The sequence below is a fragment of the Phytobacter massiliensis JC163 genome, from assembly GCF_000321045.1.
In the GTDB taxonomy this organism is placed as follows: Bacteria; Pseudomonadota; Gammaproteobacteria; order Enterobacterales; family Enterobacteriaceae; genus Phytobacter_A; species Phytobacter_A massiliensis.
In genome coordinates this window covers 210,982-228,968 of sequence record NZ_HE578946.1, presented here as the reverse complement: position 1 = coordinate 228,968, position 17,987 = coordinate 210,982, and the positions used below count along the sequence as shown (strand labels likewise).

The 17,987-nt window shown below is 51.1% G+C and carries 15 protein-coding genes and 1 tRNA gene; 9 read left to right on the top strand and 7 right to left on the bottom strand.

Annotated features, from left to right (window positions below; genetic code table 11):
• Positions 1 to 6: 6 nt before the first annotated feature.
• From ENTHG_RS11530 to mug, 3 genes are all read right to left on the bottom strand, one after another.
• Positions 7 to 666, bottom strand: a complete 660-nt coding sequence (locus ENTHG_RS11530; protein ID WP_044179828.1) for an ABC transporter ATP-binding protein — start codon at positions 664 to 666, stop codon at positions 7 to 9.
• A complete protein-coding gene (locus ENTHG_RS11525) occupies positions 663 to 1,439 on the bottom strand; it encodes an ABC transporter permease (RefSeq protein ID WP_044179826.1) in 777 nt (258 codons plus the stop codon). The genes ENTHG_RS11530 and ENTHG_RS11525 overlap by 4 nt, the downstream gene beginning before the upstream one ends.
• Before the next feature lie 547 nt (positions 1,440 to 1,986).
• Positions 1,987 to 2,493, bottom strand: coding sequence for a G/U mismatch-specific DNA glycosylase (gene mug / locus ENTHG_RS11520; protein ID WP_044179824.1), 507 nt, complete (start codon positions 2,491 to 2,493; stop codon positions 1,987 to 1,989).
• A 125-nt stretch (positions 2,494 to 2,618) separates the two neighbouring features.
• Between mug and ENTHG_RS11515 the strand changes: the two genes are divergently transcribed.
• The 6 genes from ENTHG_RS11515 (at position 2,619) to ENTHG_RS11490 (ending at position 8,059) form a co-directional block, all read left to right on the top strand.
• A tRNA-Ile gene (locus tag ENTHG_RS11515) sits at positions 2,619 to 2,694 on the top strand.
• Between the two features lie 566 nt (positions 2,695 to 3,260).
• Complete coding sequence (locus tag ENTHG_RS11510; protein ID WP_044179822.1) at positions 3,261 to 3,551, top strand: hypothetical protein; 291 nt, start codon at positions 3,261 to 3,263, stop codon at positions 3,549 to 3,551.
• A gap of 480 nt (positions 3,552 to 4,031) precedes the next feature.
• Positions 4,032 to 5,246 (top strand): D-mannonate dehydratase ManD, encoded by a 1,215-nt coding sequence (gene manD, locus ENTHG_RS11505; protein WP_044179820.1) that lies wholly within the window; start codon positions 4,032 to 4,034, stop codon positions 5,244 to 5,246.
• 30 nt (positions 5,247 to 5,276) lie between these two features.
• Positions 5,277 to 6,254: a C4-dicarboxylate TRAP transporter substrate-binding protein gene (locus ENTHG_RS11500; RefSeq protein ID WP_044179818.1), complete on the top strand. Its 978-nt coding sequence runs from the start codon at positions 5,277 to 5,279 to the stop codon at positions 6,252 to 6,254.
• A 57-nt stretch (positions 6,255 to 6,311) separates the two neighbouring features.
• The gene (locus ENTHG_RS11495) at positions 6,312 to 6,782 is read left to right on the top strand and encodes a TRAP transporter small permease (RefSeq protein WP_044179816.1); all 471 of its coding nucleotides are present in this window, start codon (positions 6,312 to 6,314) and stop codon (positions 6,780 to 6,782) included.
• Positions 6,779 to 8,059, top strand: coding sequence for a TRAP transporter large permease (locus ENTHG_RS11490; protein ID WP_044179814.1), 1,281 nt, complete (start codon positions 6,779 to 6,781; stop codon positions 8,057 to 8,059). The genes ENTHG_RS11495 and ENTHG_RS11490 overlap by 4 nt, the downstream gene beginning before the upstream one ends.
• 81 nt (positions 8,060 to 8,140) lie before the next feature.
• Here ENTHG_RS11490 and ENTHG_RS11485 read toward each other — a convergent pair whose 3' ends face one another.
• On the bottom strand, positions 8,141 to 9,166 hold the full coding sequence (locus tag ENTHG_RS11485; protein ID WP_044179812.1) for an acyltransferase: 1,026 nt from the start codon (positions 9,164 to 9,166) through the stop codon (positions 8,141 to 8,143).
• Positions 9,167 to 9,630: 464 nt separating this feature from the next.
• Between ENTHG_RS11485 and ENTHG_RS11480 the strand changes: the two genes are divergently transcribed.
• Entirely contained in the window at positions 9,631 to 10,800 is a 1,170-nt protein-coding gene (locus ENTHG_RS11480) for a DNA repair protein (protein WP_044179810.1), read from the top strand.
• A gap of 321 nt (positions 10,801 to 11,121) precedes the next feature.
• Here ENTHG_RS11480 and ENTHG_RS11475 read toward each other — a convergent pair whose 3' ends face one another.
• Positions 11,122 to 11,895 carry a siderophore-interacting protein gene (locus ENTHG_RS11475; protein ID WP_275404605.1) on the bottom strand — a complete coding sequence of 258 codons (774 nt, stop codon included), beginning with the start codon at positions 11,893 to 11,895 and terminating at the stop codon, positions 11,122 to 11,124.
• A gap of 224 nt (positions 11,896 to 12,119) precedes the next feature.
• On the opposite strand from ENTHG_RS11475, the gene ENTHG_RS11470 reads away from it, so the two are divergent.
• Positions 12,120 to 12,635 carry a PadR family transcriptional regulator gene (locus ENTHG_RS11470; RefSeq protein ID WP_044179806.1) on the top strand — a complete coding sequence of 172 codons (516 nt, stop codon included), beginning with the start codon at positions 12,120 to 12,122 and terminating at the stop codon, positions 12,633 to 12,635.
• On the opposite strand, the gene ENTHG_RS11465 is transcribed toward ENTHG_RS11470, so the two are convergent.
• Positions 12,632 to 14,194, bottom strand: coding sequence for a methyl-accepting chemotaxis protein (locus tag ENTHG_RS11465; protein WP_044179804.1), 1,563 nt, complete (start codon positions 14,192 to 14,194; stop codon positions 12,632 to 12,634). The two genes, ENTHG_RS11470 and ENTHG_RS11465, sit on opposite strands and share 4 nt — an antisense overlap.
• A gap of 437 nt (positions 14,195 to 14,631) precedes the next feature.
• Positions 14,632 to 16,152, bottom strand: coding sequence for a methyl-accepting chemotaxis protein (locus tag ENTHG_RS11460; RefSeq protein WP_044179802.1), 1,521 nt, complete (start codon positions 16,150 to 16,152; stop codon positions 14,632 to 14,634).
• A 431-nt stretch (positions 16,153 to 16,583) separates the two neighbouring features.
• Here ENTHG_RS11460 and ygjG point away from each other — a divergent pair, with 431 nt between their 5' ends.
• Positions 16,584 to 17,963: a putrescine aminotransferase gene (gene ygjG, locus ENTHG_RS11455; protein WP_044179800.1), complete on the top strand. Its 1,380-nt coding sequence runs from the start codon at positions 16,584 to 16,586 to the stop codon at positions 17,961 to 17,963.
• Positions 17,964 to 17,987: the final 24 nt, after the last annotated feature.

Here is a 17,987-nt window from a genome sequence, read left to right as displayed (position 1 = left end):
AATTATTCATTCCTCTTCGAGAATATACTCTTCAATGGCTTCATCTATAGAGTCATATAATTTGATGCTTTCTCTACCAACCAAAAGAGCTATATCGCAATACTTTTTCAATGAATGAAGGCTGTGAGAAACCATAATAAAATTAGAGATATTTCTCTTACTTTCAAAAAGTTGCATGCATTTTCTTTTAAAACGGGCGTCACCAACCGCTGTTACCTCATCAACTAAATAGTAGTCAAAATCAAATGCCATGCTTAAACCAAACCCTAGTCGAGATTTCATTCCCGATGAATAAGTTTTGATTGGCATATCAAAATATTTACCTAGTTCTGCAAACTCTTCTACGAAAGATACTTTTTCCTTAAGTTCGCCACGATGAGCATACAGGCGAGCAACGAACTTTACATTTTCCCTTCCCGTCAAACTCCCTTGGAATCCACCAGATAAACCGACAGGCCATGAGATTGTTTTGTTGGTACAAATTTTCCCACTATCAGGCCTGTCAATTCCACCAATCATTCTCAATAGTGTTGATTTACCAGCGCCATTACGCCCAATCAAAGCTATGCTTTTATCCGCTGGTAATTCTAGGTCCAGTCCCTTAAAAACGTAATGTCTTCCTTTTGGTGTCTTGTACGATTTAGTTAATTTACTGATTTTAATCATGATGTTAGCATTGCCTCTTCGCTTATACGATACATGACTAATCCGATAAAAAGTGCACCAAGAGCACATATCGAGAGATAACCTATACTGACATCACCACTTGTATAACTAGCTACAACCGATTCACGGCTTAGCTCTATAGCATGTACTATCGGGTTCCATAAAAGATAAGACCAATAGTCTTTAGGTATAGCATGTAATGGAAACATTACGCATGACATAAAGTATAGAGGTTTAATTATAATAGGTAAGAACTTCTCCGTTTCAGGGAAAGTATTACCCAAAACCATGAATACAAGACCAATTCCAAAAGAAAAAATAACAAGTAGGGTCCAAGTGGCTACTAAAGTAATTACATGATTAAATGCGAACTCTTCACCTAATAAACCAACTATAGTCATTAGTATGATATAGACACCCACATATATTAAAGTTTCCAAAAGTGTGCGTGCAATAATAGTGTCTATTGGTTTTACTGGTCTATAATTAAAAAGGCCTTGATTTGCTTCGATAGCTCCAATTGAACGCGTAGCAATATGGCTAAAAATAAAATAAGGTATTAAGCCATTTAATAAAAATACCGGAAATGAAATATCCGGCATAGTTCGGTTTTTTATATAGCCAAATATACCCATTAAGACTATAAGATGCGCAGCAGGTTCAAGTATTGCCCACAAGTACCCTAACCGATACTTACCAAAACGCGTTTTTATCTCGCGTAAGAACAGCGCTTTCACCGCTGCTTGCTGAACTTCCAAACCACTTCTGGCCATGGGTGATCTCACCTTGACGTCTTGAGACACGCTACCGCCCCTGGCTATAGCTACCAGAGTGCTCGGTGCGCAAAATATGAGCATGCCAATAATTAGGCAGCTAACTGTAACAAAAAGCAGAAAAACGCTTTTCGATGAATTGTGTTGTTTGTAGGAAGGTGAAGTAATAAGCGTTAATAAGCGGAAATCTTCCTGACGCAAACGTCCTTAAGTCTAAATCGGCTCTAAATGTAACGGGGTATCAGGACAAATCCTATAAGTTCTAACCTATCAATTGAACTTTATTAATCATCACTAACTATTTATAAGATAAATCCCTTGAATGGAGCTGAATTTTTATGTGAGATCATATGGTTATAATCTGTTCATTTTCGTGCCCATTTCTCAAATTCCGTTTCTATAGAAGAATTTTTATCGAAACTCAAGCAAAACGCTTTGTATCACTCCTGTAGTTTTTTTCAATTCAGCCTCGGTTAACCCCTTAAAAGAGGTAGTACTGTGAAAAGCGATCTCGTCATAAAGGCAGGCTGCTAGTGTGGATATGGTTTCACACTCCCCTCATCGCCAGCGCATCATCCAGTTCCCGGTAGGACTCCACCAGCTTTTCAAGCGTTGCTCTGTTAAGTCCGCTCGGGTTAGGCAACACCCAAACCTGAGTCACGCCAATAGTGAATTTCTGTTTCCCCCAGGGCGCTCCGCGTACGCTGAAAGCTTGCTCAAAGGCTTTCTTACCCAGCACCGCCAGCGCAGCGGGCTGGTAGTCCTCAATCTTTTTAATCAGATCCCTGCCACCAGTCCTAAGCTCATGCAGCTCCACTTCACTTGCCTGCACCGTCGGTCGTTCAACCAGCATGGTGATTCCGCAGCGCGTATCCAGCAGGTGGCGTTCCTCTTCTGGCTTAAGTAACCGATCGGTGAAGCCAGCCTGGTGGATGACTTTCCAGAATCGATTGCCGGGATGGGCAAAATGAAATCCCGTATGGGCTGATGACTTACCGGGGTTAATACCGCAAAACACGACGCGCAAGCCAGGCGCCAGGATGTCATGAATCATTTTCACTCCTGCTTTATATATAGAGGCATAAGTATAAAGGATTGAAAATGTATTGCTTACAAAACAAGCAAGCGGATAGCAGACGCTGGATCGGTTGCGGAAGTTACTTTATAATCCCCGACCACGGCCCCTTAGCTCAGTGGTTAGAGCAGGCGACTCATAATCGCTTGGTCGTTGGTTCAAACCCAACAGGGGCCACCACATTTTAGGCTATTGTGACACTAAGCCACTCATCAAGAATGGCTTGTTTTTTCTTCTTTGCATGGCATATTTATTTCAAAGCAAAATCCTATAAGATGTACTTCTATTGAAGCGAGGCAACTATCATACATCCTATATTTCCTTAGGATTGATGTTGATCATTTCGTTTTATAAACAACATTTTATTAATTAATCTCATTTTGAAATTTATTTCTATAGCTTATGCTTTTTTGATAACCTCACTCTTTTAAAACATTTTTTATTTTAGAATGTATTTATTTATAAACAAGATTTCCCCTCACTTAAAAAAGTCTTTGCTGCTGGCCATATACAGAATTAAAACCGCAAATCCGCCTACAATACTTAACAACTGCTAATTTGTACACTTACAGCCAAACAACAGGTTATGGTTAAAATATTCATCACCTTGAACAAACCATTCATTTGATAAATACATTTACAACTTATCATATATCCCATAAATATATTTCATCGAAATATAATAATTTATGAAATTAGAAAAAATGGTGTATGATGTATTTATAATTACTCTTAGGACACAATTTATGGAACACCTAATTAAATTATGGCTGACGCCGAATCAATTGAAAGAAATCAAAAATGCCCTTTTTACAAATGAAGATGAAGAGAAATTCATTTTTAATGCAATTCAAAATGAAATCAAAAATCGAAACAATCCTCTAAAACCTAAGATGGATGCTACGATTTATAATCCCGAACTGATAAGTAACCTTGAAGGCATCACCGACCTTGCATTTTCCATTAATGAAAGGATCAACCATATTCTGAAAATTGTAGAATATGAGATTTCAAAAGTAAGTAATAAGAATAATTGATGCATATAATAAAGGTGTCTTCATAAGTCTATGGAGACATTGGCTTTTTTCAATCTCATAGCCCTGACAATAAGAATGCTTCACTAATTACCTAGCCTGACGTCAATCTTAACTTAAAATACCATTGTAATAAATCGCTTAATTTATAGTAATTAGCACAAAACTATTAACTTAATACTTTTGCTGTTATAAAAAGCGTGTGAATATTTGTGCTCGGGCTTGGAAGCTTATTCCTTAATTAAATCACTTCTTGTTAGCAACATCCTTTTACCAGCTTACTCGCTTGTAGCTCTGTGTCATATCTACATCTATCTTTTCCTTTCGCAGCCTTCACCCCCCACATCGAGGGTCGGTTTACCCCATCCTCCCAGAACGAGTTGTGATTCACCTCAAAATTACGTTATTGCATTCTTGTATGGTAGTTCTATCAATGTCATTTTTCATTGCAAATTATTATTACTATTAATGAAGGGCAACATTATGAAAATTGTTAGGGCAGAAGTCTTTGTCACCTGTCCGGGACGCAACTTCGTTACTCTTAAGATAACTACCGATGATGGGATTGTCGGTCTGGGCGATGCCACCCTCAATGGACGTGAGCTTTCTGTCGCCTCATATCTGAAAGACCACCTCTGTCCGCAACTGATTGGCCGCGACGCGCAGCGTATTGAAGATACCTGGCAGTACTTCTACAAAGGCGCGTACTGGCGTCGCGGGCCTGTCACCATGTCGGCGATTTCCGCTGTCGATATGGCGTTGTGGGACATCAAAGCGAAAGCAGCGGGTATGCCGCTGTATCAGCTGCTGGGCGGCGCGTCCCGTGAAGGCGTGATGGTTTACTGCCACACCACAGGCCATACCGTTGACGAGGTGCTGGACGACTACGCCCGCCACCGGGAAATGGGCTTTAAAGCTATTCGTGTGCAGTGCGGCATTCCGGGCATGAAGACGACCTACGGCATGGCGAAAGGCAAAGGGCTTGCCTACGAGCCGGCCACCAAGGGGCAGTGGCCGGAAGAGCAGCTGTGGTCAACAGAGAAATACCTCGATTTCACCCCCACACTGTTTGAAGCCGTGCGTAACAAATACGGTTTTGATGAGCATCTGCTGCACGACATGCACCACCGCCTGACGCCCATCGAAGCCGCGCGCTTTGGCAAAAGTATTGAAGAGTACCGTCTGTTCTGGATGGAAGATCCGACCCCGGCCGAAAACCAGGAGTGCTTCCGCCTGATTCGTCAGCACACCGTTACGCCGATTGCCGTGGGTGAAGTCTTTAACAGTATCTGGGACTGCAAACAGCTCATTGAAGAGCAGCTTATCGACTATATCCGCACCACCATTACCCATGCGGGCGGCATCACCGGCATGCGCCGTATTGCTGACTTCGCCTCGCTGTACCAGGTACGCACCGGTTCGCACGGCCCGTCGGATCTGTCCCCTATCTGCCACGCCGCCGCCCTGCACTTTGACCTGTGGGTGCCGAACTTCGGCGTGCAGGAATATATGGGCTACAGCGAGCAGATGCTTGAAGTCTTCCCGCACAGCTGGACGTTCGACCAGGGCTATATGCATCCGGGTGAAAAGCCGGGGTTAGGCATTGAGTTCGATGAAAAGCTGGCGGCGAAATATCCCTACGATCCGGCCTGTCTGCCTGTCGCCCGCCTGGAAGATGGCACCCTCTGGAACTGGTAATAAACCGCTACCCTACAAAAAGGAAAAAAAATGAAATTTAAACCCAGCCTGTTAAAAACACTGTTGTTCACTGTCTCTATTTCATCATTTTCTGCCATGGCAGCGGATTATTCACTCAATCTGTCCACCTCCCTGTCGCCGGATGACCCCATCTACAAGGGGCTGCAATCCTTTAAGAAAGAGGTCGAAAAGCGCAGCGATAAAAAAATCCGCATTAAGCTATTTTCCTCCGGCCAGCTTGGGGCAGACAACGAACTGTTACAGCATGCCCAGTCAGGCAGTAACGTAGGGATCATCGTTGATGGCGCTCGTCTGGCCTCGTTTGTGCCTGAACTCTCCATCCTGCCCGCGCCTTTTGTCTTCCCGGATTACGCCGCGCAGAAAAAATTCATTCAAAGCGACGTGTTCCGCTCGTGGGAAGACCGGCTGGGCGGCGCATCCGGGCTGGTGCCGCTCTCCTTCAACTGGTATCAGGGCGGGCGCATGCTGGTAACGAAGAAGCCAATCCACACGCCTGAGGACCTGCACGGCGTTAAAGTCAGGGCGCTGGAAGCGCCGGTCACCATTGAAACCATTAAATGCATGGGCGGGGAGCCGGTGCCGCTGTCCTGGTCCGAAATCTATTCCTCTATTCAGACCGGCATCGTGGACGCGGCAGAAGCCCAGCCCACGGCGGTATACGGCTCCAAGCTGTACGAAATCACTAAGAACATCACCAAGACCAACCATATCCATTTAATGACCGGCATTATCGTGTCGAAGAAATGGATGGACTCTCTGCCGGAAGACCTGCAGAAAATCTTGCAGGAAGAGTCAGAAAAACAGGGCAACCTGGCGTCGGAAGAGACCCTCAAGAAAGAGCAGGAGCTGCTGGGCGTCATGGCGAAAAGCGGCGTCAGCGTGGATGAAGTAGACGTCACGCCGTTTAAGCAGGCCTGCGCTTCCGTGCCTGAAAAACTGGGCCTGAAGGATGCATACGATCAGGTTCAGAAAGTGATCGCAGAGTAAAAGTAAAACCAGAGGTATGCGACCCGGCATACCTCTCCTTTTATTAAAGGACGGATTATGTATAACCGCTTTCGTCAACTCGAACTCGCTATTGCGAGAATCGGACTGGCTTCTATTGTGATCATCATTCTTGCCGGGGGGGTCGGACGCGCAATCGGCTATCCGCTGATCTGGTCGCTGGAAATCGCCATGGTTATTTTTGCATGGGTTTCGGTTCTGGCTATTGATTATGCCCTCCAGCTTCGCAGGCATATCGGTGTGGATGCCGTCGTGCGTCTGCTTCCCCAGTTCACCCGGCGCAGCTGTTTATGGTTCAACGAAGTGCTGATTCTACTCTTTCTGGGATGTGGCGTCTGGTACGGCTATAACTTCACCCTGACCACGGCCGGAAGCCAGCTTCCTGTCACCAGCCTCTCGTCGGCCTGGCTCAACAGCGCAGTCCCCACAGGCTGTCTCCTGATGTTCATAAATACAGCCCTGTATATGGTATCGGGGTGCCCGGAATCTGCAGAGGTATCTGAGTTATGATCCTGCTCACCTGTGTATTGTTTGTTGTCCTTTTAATTATCGGCATGCCGGTCGGGTTTGTGATTGCCATTTCCGGGCTGAGCTTCTTCTTTTTTGATGACTTCATGCCGCCGGGGATCGCATTTCAAAAATTTTCGGCTCCTACACAGTCTTTCCCTATTATGGCCACCCCGCTGTTTCTGCTGGTGGGCAACCTGCTGAACAAAACCGGCGTAACCGCCCGCCTGCTCGATTTCGTGCGTATCGTTTCAGGCTGGATGGTGGGCGGTATGGCCCAGATTAACGTCCTGCTGGCCTGCCTGCTGGGCGGGGTATCCGGCTCGGCAACCGCAGACGCCGCCATGCAGGCGCGCGTTCTTGGGGTGCCGATGGTGAAGCAGGGGTATCCAAAACCGTTTACCGCCGTTGTTATCGCGTTCAGCTCTCTGATTACCGCGACCATTCCGCCGAGTATCCTGCTTATCCTGTACGGCTTTGTCGGGAACGTCTCCATTGGCAAACTGTTCATGGCCGGGGTTATCCCAGGCCTTCTGCTGACGGTCATCCTGATGGGCACCAACTATGTGATGGTCAGAAAGATGAACATCGCGCCGGAGACGACCAGCCTGCCAACGCGCCATGACGTCTGGAAAGGGTTCAAAAACAGCTTCTGGGCGCTGATGTTCCCTATCGTACTGATTCTGGTCATCCGTCTGGGGTTCTTCACCACCACCGAAGCCGGCGCGTTTATCGTGCTGTATGCGTTTATCATTGGCCGGTTTATCTATAAAGAGCTGGATAACCAGGCGCTGTGGGAGGTGCTGAAAGACACTATCAGCGATATCGGCGTGGTGATGCTGCTGATCATGTCTGCGGCGATCCTCGGGCATATCACCATCATCGACCAGATTCCCCAGTCGCTGGCGGAAGTGCTGACAACGGTGACAGAAAACCCCTACGGCATTCTGTTCCTGCTGCTGGTGTTTATCGCGGTATCCGGGATGATTTTCGACGGCAGCGTGATTATCTTGCTGCTGACGCCCATCCTGCTGCCGATAGCGATGGAGGCAGGCTTCGACCCCATTCATTTCGGCATTATCTTTGTGGTGCTGACGCTGCTTGGGGCGAACACGCCGCCGGTGGGTATCTGTATGTATACCGTTTGCGGCATACTGAACTGCAATACGGTGTCGTTTGTCAGGGCTTCACTGCCGTACCTGATAGCGTTTTTCCTGTTCATCGGGCTGCTGGTGGCGTTCCCGTCGCTGATTATGTTCCTGCCTGACACCTTAATGTAAAACATCCTGAGCAAGGATTTCTGCTGCAGGCGTAACTACAATACGGCCCGTGCAGGCGTACGGGCTGCTTCGATTTTGTCCCTACAGATAACGCGCCACCCATTTCACCCTTCTTGCCAGAAAAACCGGCACCAGGCAGAGCGTAAAAATGATCGCCTGCCAGCAGATACAGGCAAAAAAGATGTGCAGAAAGTGAGCCAGATCCTGATACCAGGGATGGGTACGAACCAGCACAAAATCGGACGTCAGGTAGATGCCAAACACGCAGAGGGAGACCTCGCCTATCAACCGGCTCCGTTTCTGGATAGCGGGCAGGCTGGCGATATGCCTGAAGATGTAGAAAGCCGCGATGCTGGGCAGTGAAATATTAAGCAGCCCTAAATTACTCCAGAAAAGATATTGCGCAAAACCCTGTGAAAACTGCTGATAGCTGATCAGATCGGAAAAGATAATACAGGCAATAAAGACAATAATGGCGGCCACCAGCAGCTTTCTGTCGGGAACAATAAAGCGGTTAATATAATAACCGGCAAACAGGTAGCCGATGGGGTAACAAAACAGGGTAAAATCGGTCTGGCCGTATATGTTCACGCTGAAAATATGCCCCAACGCCATACTTAACCCCATTACCGCCAGGGAGATAATAATGACTATTTCTATATCGCGTTTTTCCAGCGCCTGCACCAGCCGTTGCAGAAAGGGCATGACCATTAACAAACAGAGATAAAGATAGACGTACCACAATGCGTTGGAAGCGGGCTTTTCAATCAACGACTTTATAACGGTGCCCGCCTCGCTCAGGCTGCCGGGAAAGCCGGGGTTCATGTTGTAGTAGAACAGCGAGAAAACCAGTAATACAGCGAACATCCGCCACATCCGCTGCAGGTGTCGACGATAGCCCTCCACCCTTCCCAGCAGTAGCGCGCCGGTCGCCATCAAAAACACCGGCACGGCAATGCGGCTGATATAAAAATAGGTTAGCGAAGAAAACCAGGTCACTGACGGTGAATAAGAAAGGAATATTTCACTGTTGGTATGGTTTACCAGCACTAAAAATATCGCCACTATTTTAGCGACGTCAATATATAAGGTTCTGTTAGCGCCCATGACACCCGGTTTAGTGAGAGGAATTTTAATTATTGACTGACTATAGCCTATCGCAAGCGCAAAACAAGACGAAAACTCTGCCGCCAGACTATTTTCTCTTAATAACACTCTCTAATGATTTTATTTTAAGCAGCCGCTGCCAATATAAAATATATTCTTATTGCTGCCGATAATAATAATGTGATGGCATTCATAAAATCGTTTTAAAGAAACGCGGCGTCAGCAAAACCGTTTGCTTTTTATCTTCTTTTTCCTCGGTCACGGAGGCTGACCGCCCCGGCAGGGCAGTAAACATTCAGCGAACGAATACTAAGCAACTGTAATTTATCGTCTGTATTATGGTTTTGGCCCTGTTAGCGTAGCGGCTCAGGTGCTAATCTGCGTGGATGAAGCGCGCCTGTTTCGTATTCATTCAGAACCCTCTACTTTTAACCTGTGCCTTGATAGCGCCTTAGCGAAACGCCATGAACAAACCTGTTAAACGGCTTGAGATCATTAAGTACGCCATAGAACTGGAAGATGATGGCATCATTCACAGCCAGCTTCCGATGTTAAAAAATGAGATTACAGACAGTGAACTGGCGTTCATCGTATGGGCGCTGGAAGAGAAAAACTATTCTGATGCGCTACGCGCCATCACTCACTGGCTGCAAAACCAGCGTTCCGTCGTGCACTGGCAGGATCCGCAGGTCGCCGCCAGCAAACTGGAACTCAAAGCGCTGGAAGAGCAGCTGCGCGAACTGATCGATAAGCGTAACGCGCGTATTCAGCTGCTGGATGACTTTAACGATCTCTATCTCACCCGTCTGGGGCCGCTGATGTCGCAGATATTGCGTCTGCGTAAGCTCCTTGCGGAGGCTGCCGTGCGTCGCCAGGAGGCGGAAGCGCGCAGGCGTGAGGCCGATTATCTGCGCTGCCAGCAGTATCTGGCGCAGGCGGTAACGGTGCTGGGCAAGCTTACGGAGCGCTGGCAAAGCATGCCGCCGCACTCCCCTCAGGCGGCGGAAGCGCGTAAGCATCTGCAGCAGCAGAATGCGCTTATCGCCTCGCTGCTGGCAGAGGCGCAGGAACTGGAACAGGGGTTAACGCGCGAAGACGAGCCGGCGCGTCAGGCGCGGGACGAAGCGCGCCAGGAGTATGAAGAGTATCAGGAGCAGCAGCACGATGCGGAAAAACGCGCGGGCTTTGAGCAGAAGATGTCGCAGGACGAGCGTGTCGAGTTAAAACGGCTGTGGCGTCAGGCCAGCAAATTGTGCCACCCGGACCTGGTGGACGGGGCCTTTAAAGAGGAGGCGCACGCCATAATGGTGCAGCTTAACCAGGCAAGGCAGCGCGGCGATTTAGGGGCAATTCGCGCTATTCTCACCCGCCTGCAAAAGGGCCTGGAGCCGCTGATGGCAAGCGATCTCCTTAACGATCTGGCGCGGTTGCGCCAGCGCATCGAGGAAGTGAAGCAGCACATCGCCAGTTTGATTGACGAGCTGAACGCGCTGGAGAAAGAGGAGTCGTGGCAGCTGGTGTCCTCATTAACCGATCAGGAAGGCTATTTCCGCCAGCAGGAGAAAGCCCTTGCCGAGATCCGCCAGACGCTGGAGCAGCAGGTCAGCGAAGCCGAATATGATGAGGTCGCATAGCGCGGATGTTTTACCCGGATGCGGCTTCGCCTTATCCGGGCTACTCGTACCCCGTAGCCCCGGTAAGCGTAACGCACCGGGGATGTCTTCCCGGATGCGGCTTCGCCTTATCCGGGCTACCGCGTCCCGTAGCCCCGGTAAGCGTAGCGCACCGGGGATGTCTTCCCGGATGTGGCTTCGCCTTATCCGGGCTACCCGCATCCCGTAGCCCCGGTAAGCGTAGCGCACCGGGGATGTCTTCCCGGATGCGGCTTCGCCTTGTCCGGGCTACCGCGTCCCGTAGCCCCGGTAAGCGTAGCGCACCGGGGATGTCTTCCCGGCTTACTTGTTGTGCCAGTAGGCCTGGCCGCGCACCCGTTGCGGGTCGATATCGTCCCGCTCAAACATTCCCAGCAGCGTTTTAACCACCGCGCCCTCGCCTGTCAGCCAGATGAAATAGTCATCCGCTGGCACCTGCGTCGACGCCAGCGCCTCTACCACCGCCTGCGGGTTATGGCCAACCACCCACTCAATGTTGTAATGACTCAGATGCGCAAGATAATCCTTGTACGCCTCGTCGCCAACGGTCACGACGGCGCGCACCTGCGGGCGCGACGCCAGCCGGTTTAACCCTTCCAGCCGACGACGCAGCGCGGGCATACCCGACTCATCGCACACATACAGCTGCCAGGCGTAATCTTCCGGCACCACCAGCGAACCACGCGGCCCGCCGATGGTCAGCGTATCGCCTGCGCGGGCATGCATGGCCCAGTCGCTCGCCACCCCACCTTCGTGGATGAAAAAATCGATCGCCAGTTCATGACGGCTCGCATCATAAAGCGGCGTGTAATCGCGGGATGCCGGTCGCGGCCCCTCACCCCAGAGGATGCCTTCATCGGTCACCTGCGGCGGGACAAAAACGCTCCCCGGCTGCGGGAAAAAGAGTTTGCTGTGATCGTCAAATCCCTGTGACGTAAACCCTTCCAGCGCCTCGCCGCCCAGCACAATACGCTGAAAGCCCGCGCTAATACGCTCAACGCGCAGCACGTCAAGCTGGCGGAACCGCAGCGTATTACGGACGCGCTGCGGATAACGTTGTTCTTTATCTGTCATAATCGGCCTTCGTGAATACGATATATCTAAATTTTCCAAATGATAATGATTGCTGTTTATCTGCAACGCAACCCTTTTTTAGATACGGCGATGAATAAGCGCACACATTGCCAACTTAAAAATAAAAGAGCTTAAATATCAATATATTATTGAATTATAAAAATCCAGCCTTGTTGCCACTTTGTTTTTAGATATAAATTAGATATATCAAAATAAGGAGAGATATAATGCAACATTCCCATCACCCTCATGGCGAACACCCCCACGGCGGCGGTCGCCGCCAGCGTTTTTTCGGCCACGGCGAACTGCGCCTGGTCATCCTTGATATCCTTACCCGCAACGCCAGCCACGGCTACGAGCTGATTAAAGCGATTGAAACCCTTACCCAGGGCAACTACAGCCCCAGCCCTGGCGTTATCTACCCCACCCTCGATTTTTTACAGGATCAGCAGTTTATTACCGTCAGCGACGATGAAGGCGGGCGCAGAAAAATAGCCATTACGCCGCACGGCGAAAGCTGGCTTGCGGAAAACCGGGAGCATCTCGCCCATATTGAAGCGCGCATTAAGGCGCGAAGCGTGGGCTTTAAACTGCGTAAAGATCCGCAGATGAAGCGGGCGCTGGAGAACTTTAAAGCCGTTTTAGATCTGAAAGTGAACCAGACGGAGATGAGCGCCGCGCAGCTTAAACAGATTATCGGGATAATCGACCGCGCGGCGCTGGAGATCTCCCAGCTCGATTAAGCCGCGACCGCTTCGTTACGCAGGCGGAAAACCTGCACCAGCTGCCGCAGATGCAGCGCCTGCTCATTGAGCGCCGCCGCCGCCGCAACGGACTCCTCCACCAGGCTGGAGTTCTGCTGCGTGGTGGAGTCAATAAGGCCAATCGCGCTGTTGATCTGCGAAATGCCATCGGTCTGCTCGCGGCTTGCCTGGCCTATCTCGCGCAGGATGAGATCCATCTCTTCCACATTGGTCACCATGCCGTTAATTAAGCCGCTGGCTTTTTCGACCAGCGCCATGCCTTCCCGGGCCTGGCTGGTGGAGTTTTCAATCAGCTGGCGAATCTCATTGGCCGACGAGGCGCTCTTCTGCGCAAGCTGCCGCACTTCCCCAGCCACCACGGCGAAACCGCGGCCATGCTCCCCCGCCCGCACCGCTTCCACGGCGGCGTTCAGCGCCAGGATATTGGTCTGGAAAGCAATGGCGTCGATGAGATTGATAATGTCCGACATCCGGTTAGAGGTGTCGTTAATCGCCCGCATTTTCTGGGTTACCTGCTTCATCATCTCGCCGTTGTTTTTTACCACGCTTGCGGCATCGGCAGAGAGGCCGGTCGCCTCGGTCGTGTGGTCGGCGGTATTTTTCACGGTGGCGGTGATCTGCTCCATCGAGGAGGCGGTCTGCTCTACGGAGCTGGCCTGTTCTTCGGTGCGCGCCGCCAGATCCTGGTTGCCAGCCACAATTTGCGCCGCCGCGCTGGAGATACTTTCCGACCCCGTCTGCACCTCATGCACAATCTCAACCAGCCGCTCTTTCATCTCCATCAGCGAGCGCAGCAGCAGCCCGGTTTCATCCTGGCTGCTGGAGTGAATAGTGCGCGTCAGGTCGCCGTTGGCAATCGCCCCGGCAAAGACCACCGCCTCGTGCAGCGGACGGGTAATCGCCCGCACGATTGCCCAGCCCATCAGCGCGGCAAAACCAACGCTTGCCAGCGCCAGCGCCAGCAATAGCAGACGGTCCGTGCGGAAATCATGCTGAACCTGCGCCCCGGCGTGGCGCATCTGCGCGTCGCGTATCGCAATCAGCGCCAGCACTTTTTCCTTGTAGGCTTTTTGCAGCGGCACGGTGGTATTCACCATTTCATTCATCGCCCCGGCGCGGTCGTTATTCTGCATCGCCTCCAGCAGGCGAAAACGGGAATCGAGGAACTGCTGGCGAACGACGCGGATGTCGGCCAGGATCTGCTGCGACTCTTTATCCTTCAGGTTGTTATTGAGGTCATTGAGCAAAGCCGTAATCTGGCCGCTGAGCGCATTGAGCTGCGCCTGCGCCTCGCCCTGCCATTTCCCTTCCGTATCCAGCAGCATCAGCTGCTGGGTGTTGACGAACGTCTGGAAGTCATCAATCAGCTGGTTAGCCTTTACCGTGGTCGGATAGTGTGTGTTAACGACGCCCTGCATTCCGTTATTGGTGCGATTCAGGCTATAGAGCGAGAGGCAGGAACTGGCAACCATCAGCACAATAAAAAAACCAAACGCAAAAAATAATTTCGTGCCAATTTTTACGTTACGTAAAAACATATATTCCCCTTGAGCCTGATAATAATAAAGGTAAAAAAAAGTCAGCCCGCCCGGAGCAAGGCAGTCGGCTGTCCCGGAAGCATACTGATTAATATTTCCACTTTTTATTATCGGTAAACGCAACGCTAACTTTATGAGTTTGATCGCTTTTTTATTTGATTATTGACTATAATGATAGATATCAACTATTAATAGAGATCTATCGATCGTTATATTGCACGGCACATAGCAAGACGAAAAATATATTAATCACGCTTAAATAGAGTTAATCAGTAATTAATAATGCCGATATTTTGATTCTGTTCGAGTAAATAATGGGCGATTATTAATATATTATTAACACCATATAAATATAATATTTACAGAGACGGGAGAATAAGCGGTAAATACCTCTCCCCGAGCGGGGAGAGGCGGCGCATAGCGCGGACAGAAGGTGATTAATGCAGTACCGATACCGCGTCCTGCAGGCGGCTGGCGCGGTGGCGCACCATGGCGGAGACCGAAGCGCTCTGCTCCACCAGGCCCGCGTTTTTCTGGGTGATGGTATCCAGTTCGGCCACAGCGTTGGTCAGTTCCGTCAGCCCCTGCGCCTGTTCTGACGTCGACTGGCTAATCTGCCCAATCAGCGCCGTTACGTTCTGTACCTGGCTGACGATATCATCCATTGTTCTTCCGGCGGCATGCACCTGGTCATAACCGGACTGCACCTTGCTGGCGCTGGCGTCAATCAGTTTGCGGATGTCGTTAGCGGCGCTGGCGCTGCGGCTTGCCAGATGGCGAACCTCCCCCGCCACGACCGCAAAGCCTTTGCCTTGCTCGCCCGCCCGCGCGGCTTCAACCGCGGCGTTCAGCGCCAGAATGTTCGTCTGGAAAGCAATATCGTTAATCAGTTTGGTGATCGAGCCGATACGCTGGGTGCTGTCGGCAATCTCATCCATGGTTTTCACCACGGTCTCCATCGCCCTGCCGCCGTGGCTGGCAGCGCTGCTTGCCGAGCTGGAAAGCTTGTCCGCCGCCGTCGCGGTCTGTGAATTGGTCTGCACCGACGCCGCCATCTGGCTCATCGTCGCCACCGTCTGTTGCACATTCACCACCGTCTGGCGGGTGCGCTCATTCAGATCTTCATTGCCTTTCGCCAGCGTTTCGCTTCCGCTCTGTACGCTGTGAACCTGGCTTGCCACGTCATGAATCAGCCAGCGGCACATCAGCCCAAGCTGGCCAATAGCGCGTAACGTCAGGCCCAGCTCATCGCTACGATTGAGGTGGGTCACGCTGTTGCGCTCGCCGGTGGCGACGCTCAGCGCCTGTTTTGCCACCTGCTCTACCGGGCGGATAATTTGCCATTCATAGCAGGCGCAGCCCAGCAGCATGACCAGCGTGCTTAATGCCAGCGCCGCCGCGCCGCTGCCGCACAGCCACAGCCCCGCCATCAGCATCGCCCACAGCAGCGCCATCACGCTGCGTGACCGCCAGCGCAGAGGCATCGACGGCACTTTTCCCCACCATCCTTTACTGACCACCAGCCCCTTATGGATCCGTTTGCTGCACCGGCCCTCCTGCAATGCTTTATAAAGCGGCGTGACGGCGGCAATCTCCTCCTCCGTGGCGCGGGTGCGAATAGACATATAGCCCGTCACTTTCCCGTTGCGCACCATCGGCGCGGCGTTGGCGCGCACCCAGTAGTGGTCGCCATTTTTGCGTCGGTTTTTAACGATGCCGCTCCAGGGCTCGCCCTGTTTAAGGGTGTACCACATATCGGCAAAGGCCGCTTTGGGCATATCCGGGTGGCGCACCAGGTTATGCGGTTTTCCTGTCAGCTCTTCCAGTGAAAATCCGCTTACCTGCGAGAAGGTGTCGTTAGCGTGGGTGATATAACTTTGCAGATCGGTGGTCGACATCAGAGTGGTGTCATCATCAAGGGAATATTCCCGTTGCGTGACGAAGGGAGGAGAAGACATGGCTGCGTCCTGTGCGAGTTATTTAAGTGTTAAAAGTTCTGGCGAATGTTATTTCGGCGATAATGAAATTATCTTTAACTGTTAAATTTGATTTAGATCGCAATTCGCCAAAAAACCGCACCGTTTGTATGATTTCTAACCCTATGATTTATATAGTTTCATAATGTTATTATTCATTAATGCTTATTTGAAGCGGTGCTAAAACAAGGCGAGGCATGCACTAAAACAGGGCAAAACGCGCAATAAACGTGCATATGTTGTTTATTTTTAAACCAGCCCAGACCGGCAAAACGCCGGTTATCGGGATCTAATCTCGCCGAACCCACTCTTCTCCTCTCGTTTATCCCGATTTTGCGTGGCAGCTTCGAAGTGGCGCAATCCCTGCAATACTTTAATCAGTATCATGTGATACGCCCGACCAGGAGCATATTTTGAACAGGTTACCTTCCAGCGCATCGGCCCTGGCCTGTAGCGCACACGCACTGAATCTCATAGAAAAGCGCACGCTTGACCATGAGGAGATGAGAGAACTTAATCGTGAGGTAAAAGAATACTTTCGAGAGCATGTTAATCCGGGGTTTCTGGAGTACCGAAAATCTGTTACCGCTGGCGGGGATTACGGAGCCGTAGAATGGCAGGCGGGAAGTCTGAATACGCTTGTCGACACTCAGGGTCAGGAGTTTTTAGATTGTCTGGGTGGGTTTGGCATCTTTAATGTGGGGCACCGTAATCCAGTTGTCGTTTCCGCCGTACAGAATCAACTCGCGAAACAACCTCTTCACAGCCAGGAACTTCTCGACCCGTTGCGGGCAATGCTGGCGAAAACGCTGGCCGCGCTCGCCCCCGGCAAACTGAAATACAGTTTCTTTAGTAATAGCGGCACCGAGTCGGTGGATGCGGCATTAAAGCTTGCGAAAGCCTATCAGTCGCCGAAAGGCAAATTCACCTTTGTCGCCACCAGCGGCGCGTTTCATGGTAAATCGCTGGGCGCGCTCTCTGCGACCGCGAAGTCAACGTTCCGCAAGCCGTTTATGCCGCTGCTGCCGGGCTTTCGCCACGTGCCGTTCGGTAATATCGACGCCATGCGCACCTTACTGAGCGAATGTCATAAAACCGGTGATGATGTCGCGGCGGTGATCCTTGAGCCGATTCAGGGTGAAGGCGGCGTCATTCTGCCGCCGCCGGGCTATCTTCCCGCGGTACGCCAGTTGTGCGACGAGTTCGGCGCGCTGCTTATCTTCGACGAAGTGCAAACCGGCATGGGGAGAACGGGCAGGATGTTCGCCTGCGAGCATGAAAACGTGCAGCCGGATATCTTATGCCTTGCCAAAGCGCTGGGCGGCGGAGTTATGCCCATCGGGGCGACCATCGCCACCGAGGAGGTGTTCTCCGTGCTGTTCGATAACCCCTTCCTGCACACCACGACCTTTGGCGGCAACCCGCTGGCCTGTGCGGCCGCGCTGGCGACAATTAACGTGCTGCTGGAAGAGAACCTCCCGGCGCAGGCGGAGCAGAAAGGCGATATGCTGCTGGACGGCTTTCGTCAGCTGGCGCGCGAATATCCCGATCTGGTGCAGGACGCGCGCGGTAGAGGGATGCTGATGGCAATTGAGTTTGTGGATAACGAAACCGGCTACGCGTTCGCCAGCGAAATGTTCCGCCAGCATGTGCTGGTGGCGGGCACGCTCAACAACTCGAAGACCATTCGTATCGAACCGCCGTTAACGCTGGCCGTCGAGCAGTGCGAGCAGGTGCTAAAAGCCGCGCGCACGGCGCTGTCGGCCATGCGCGTAGCGGTGGAAGAAGCGTAAACCCTCACCCCGGCCCTCTCCCTG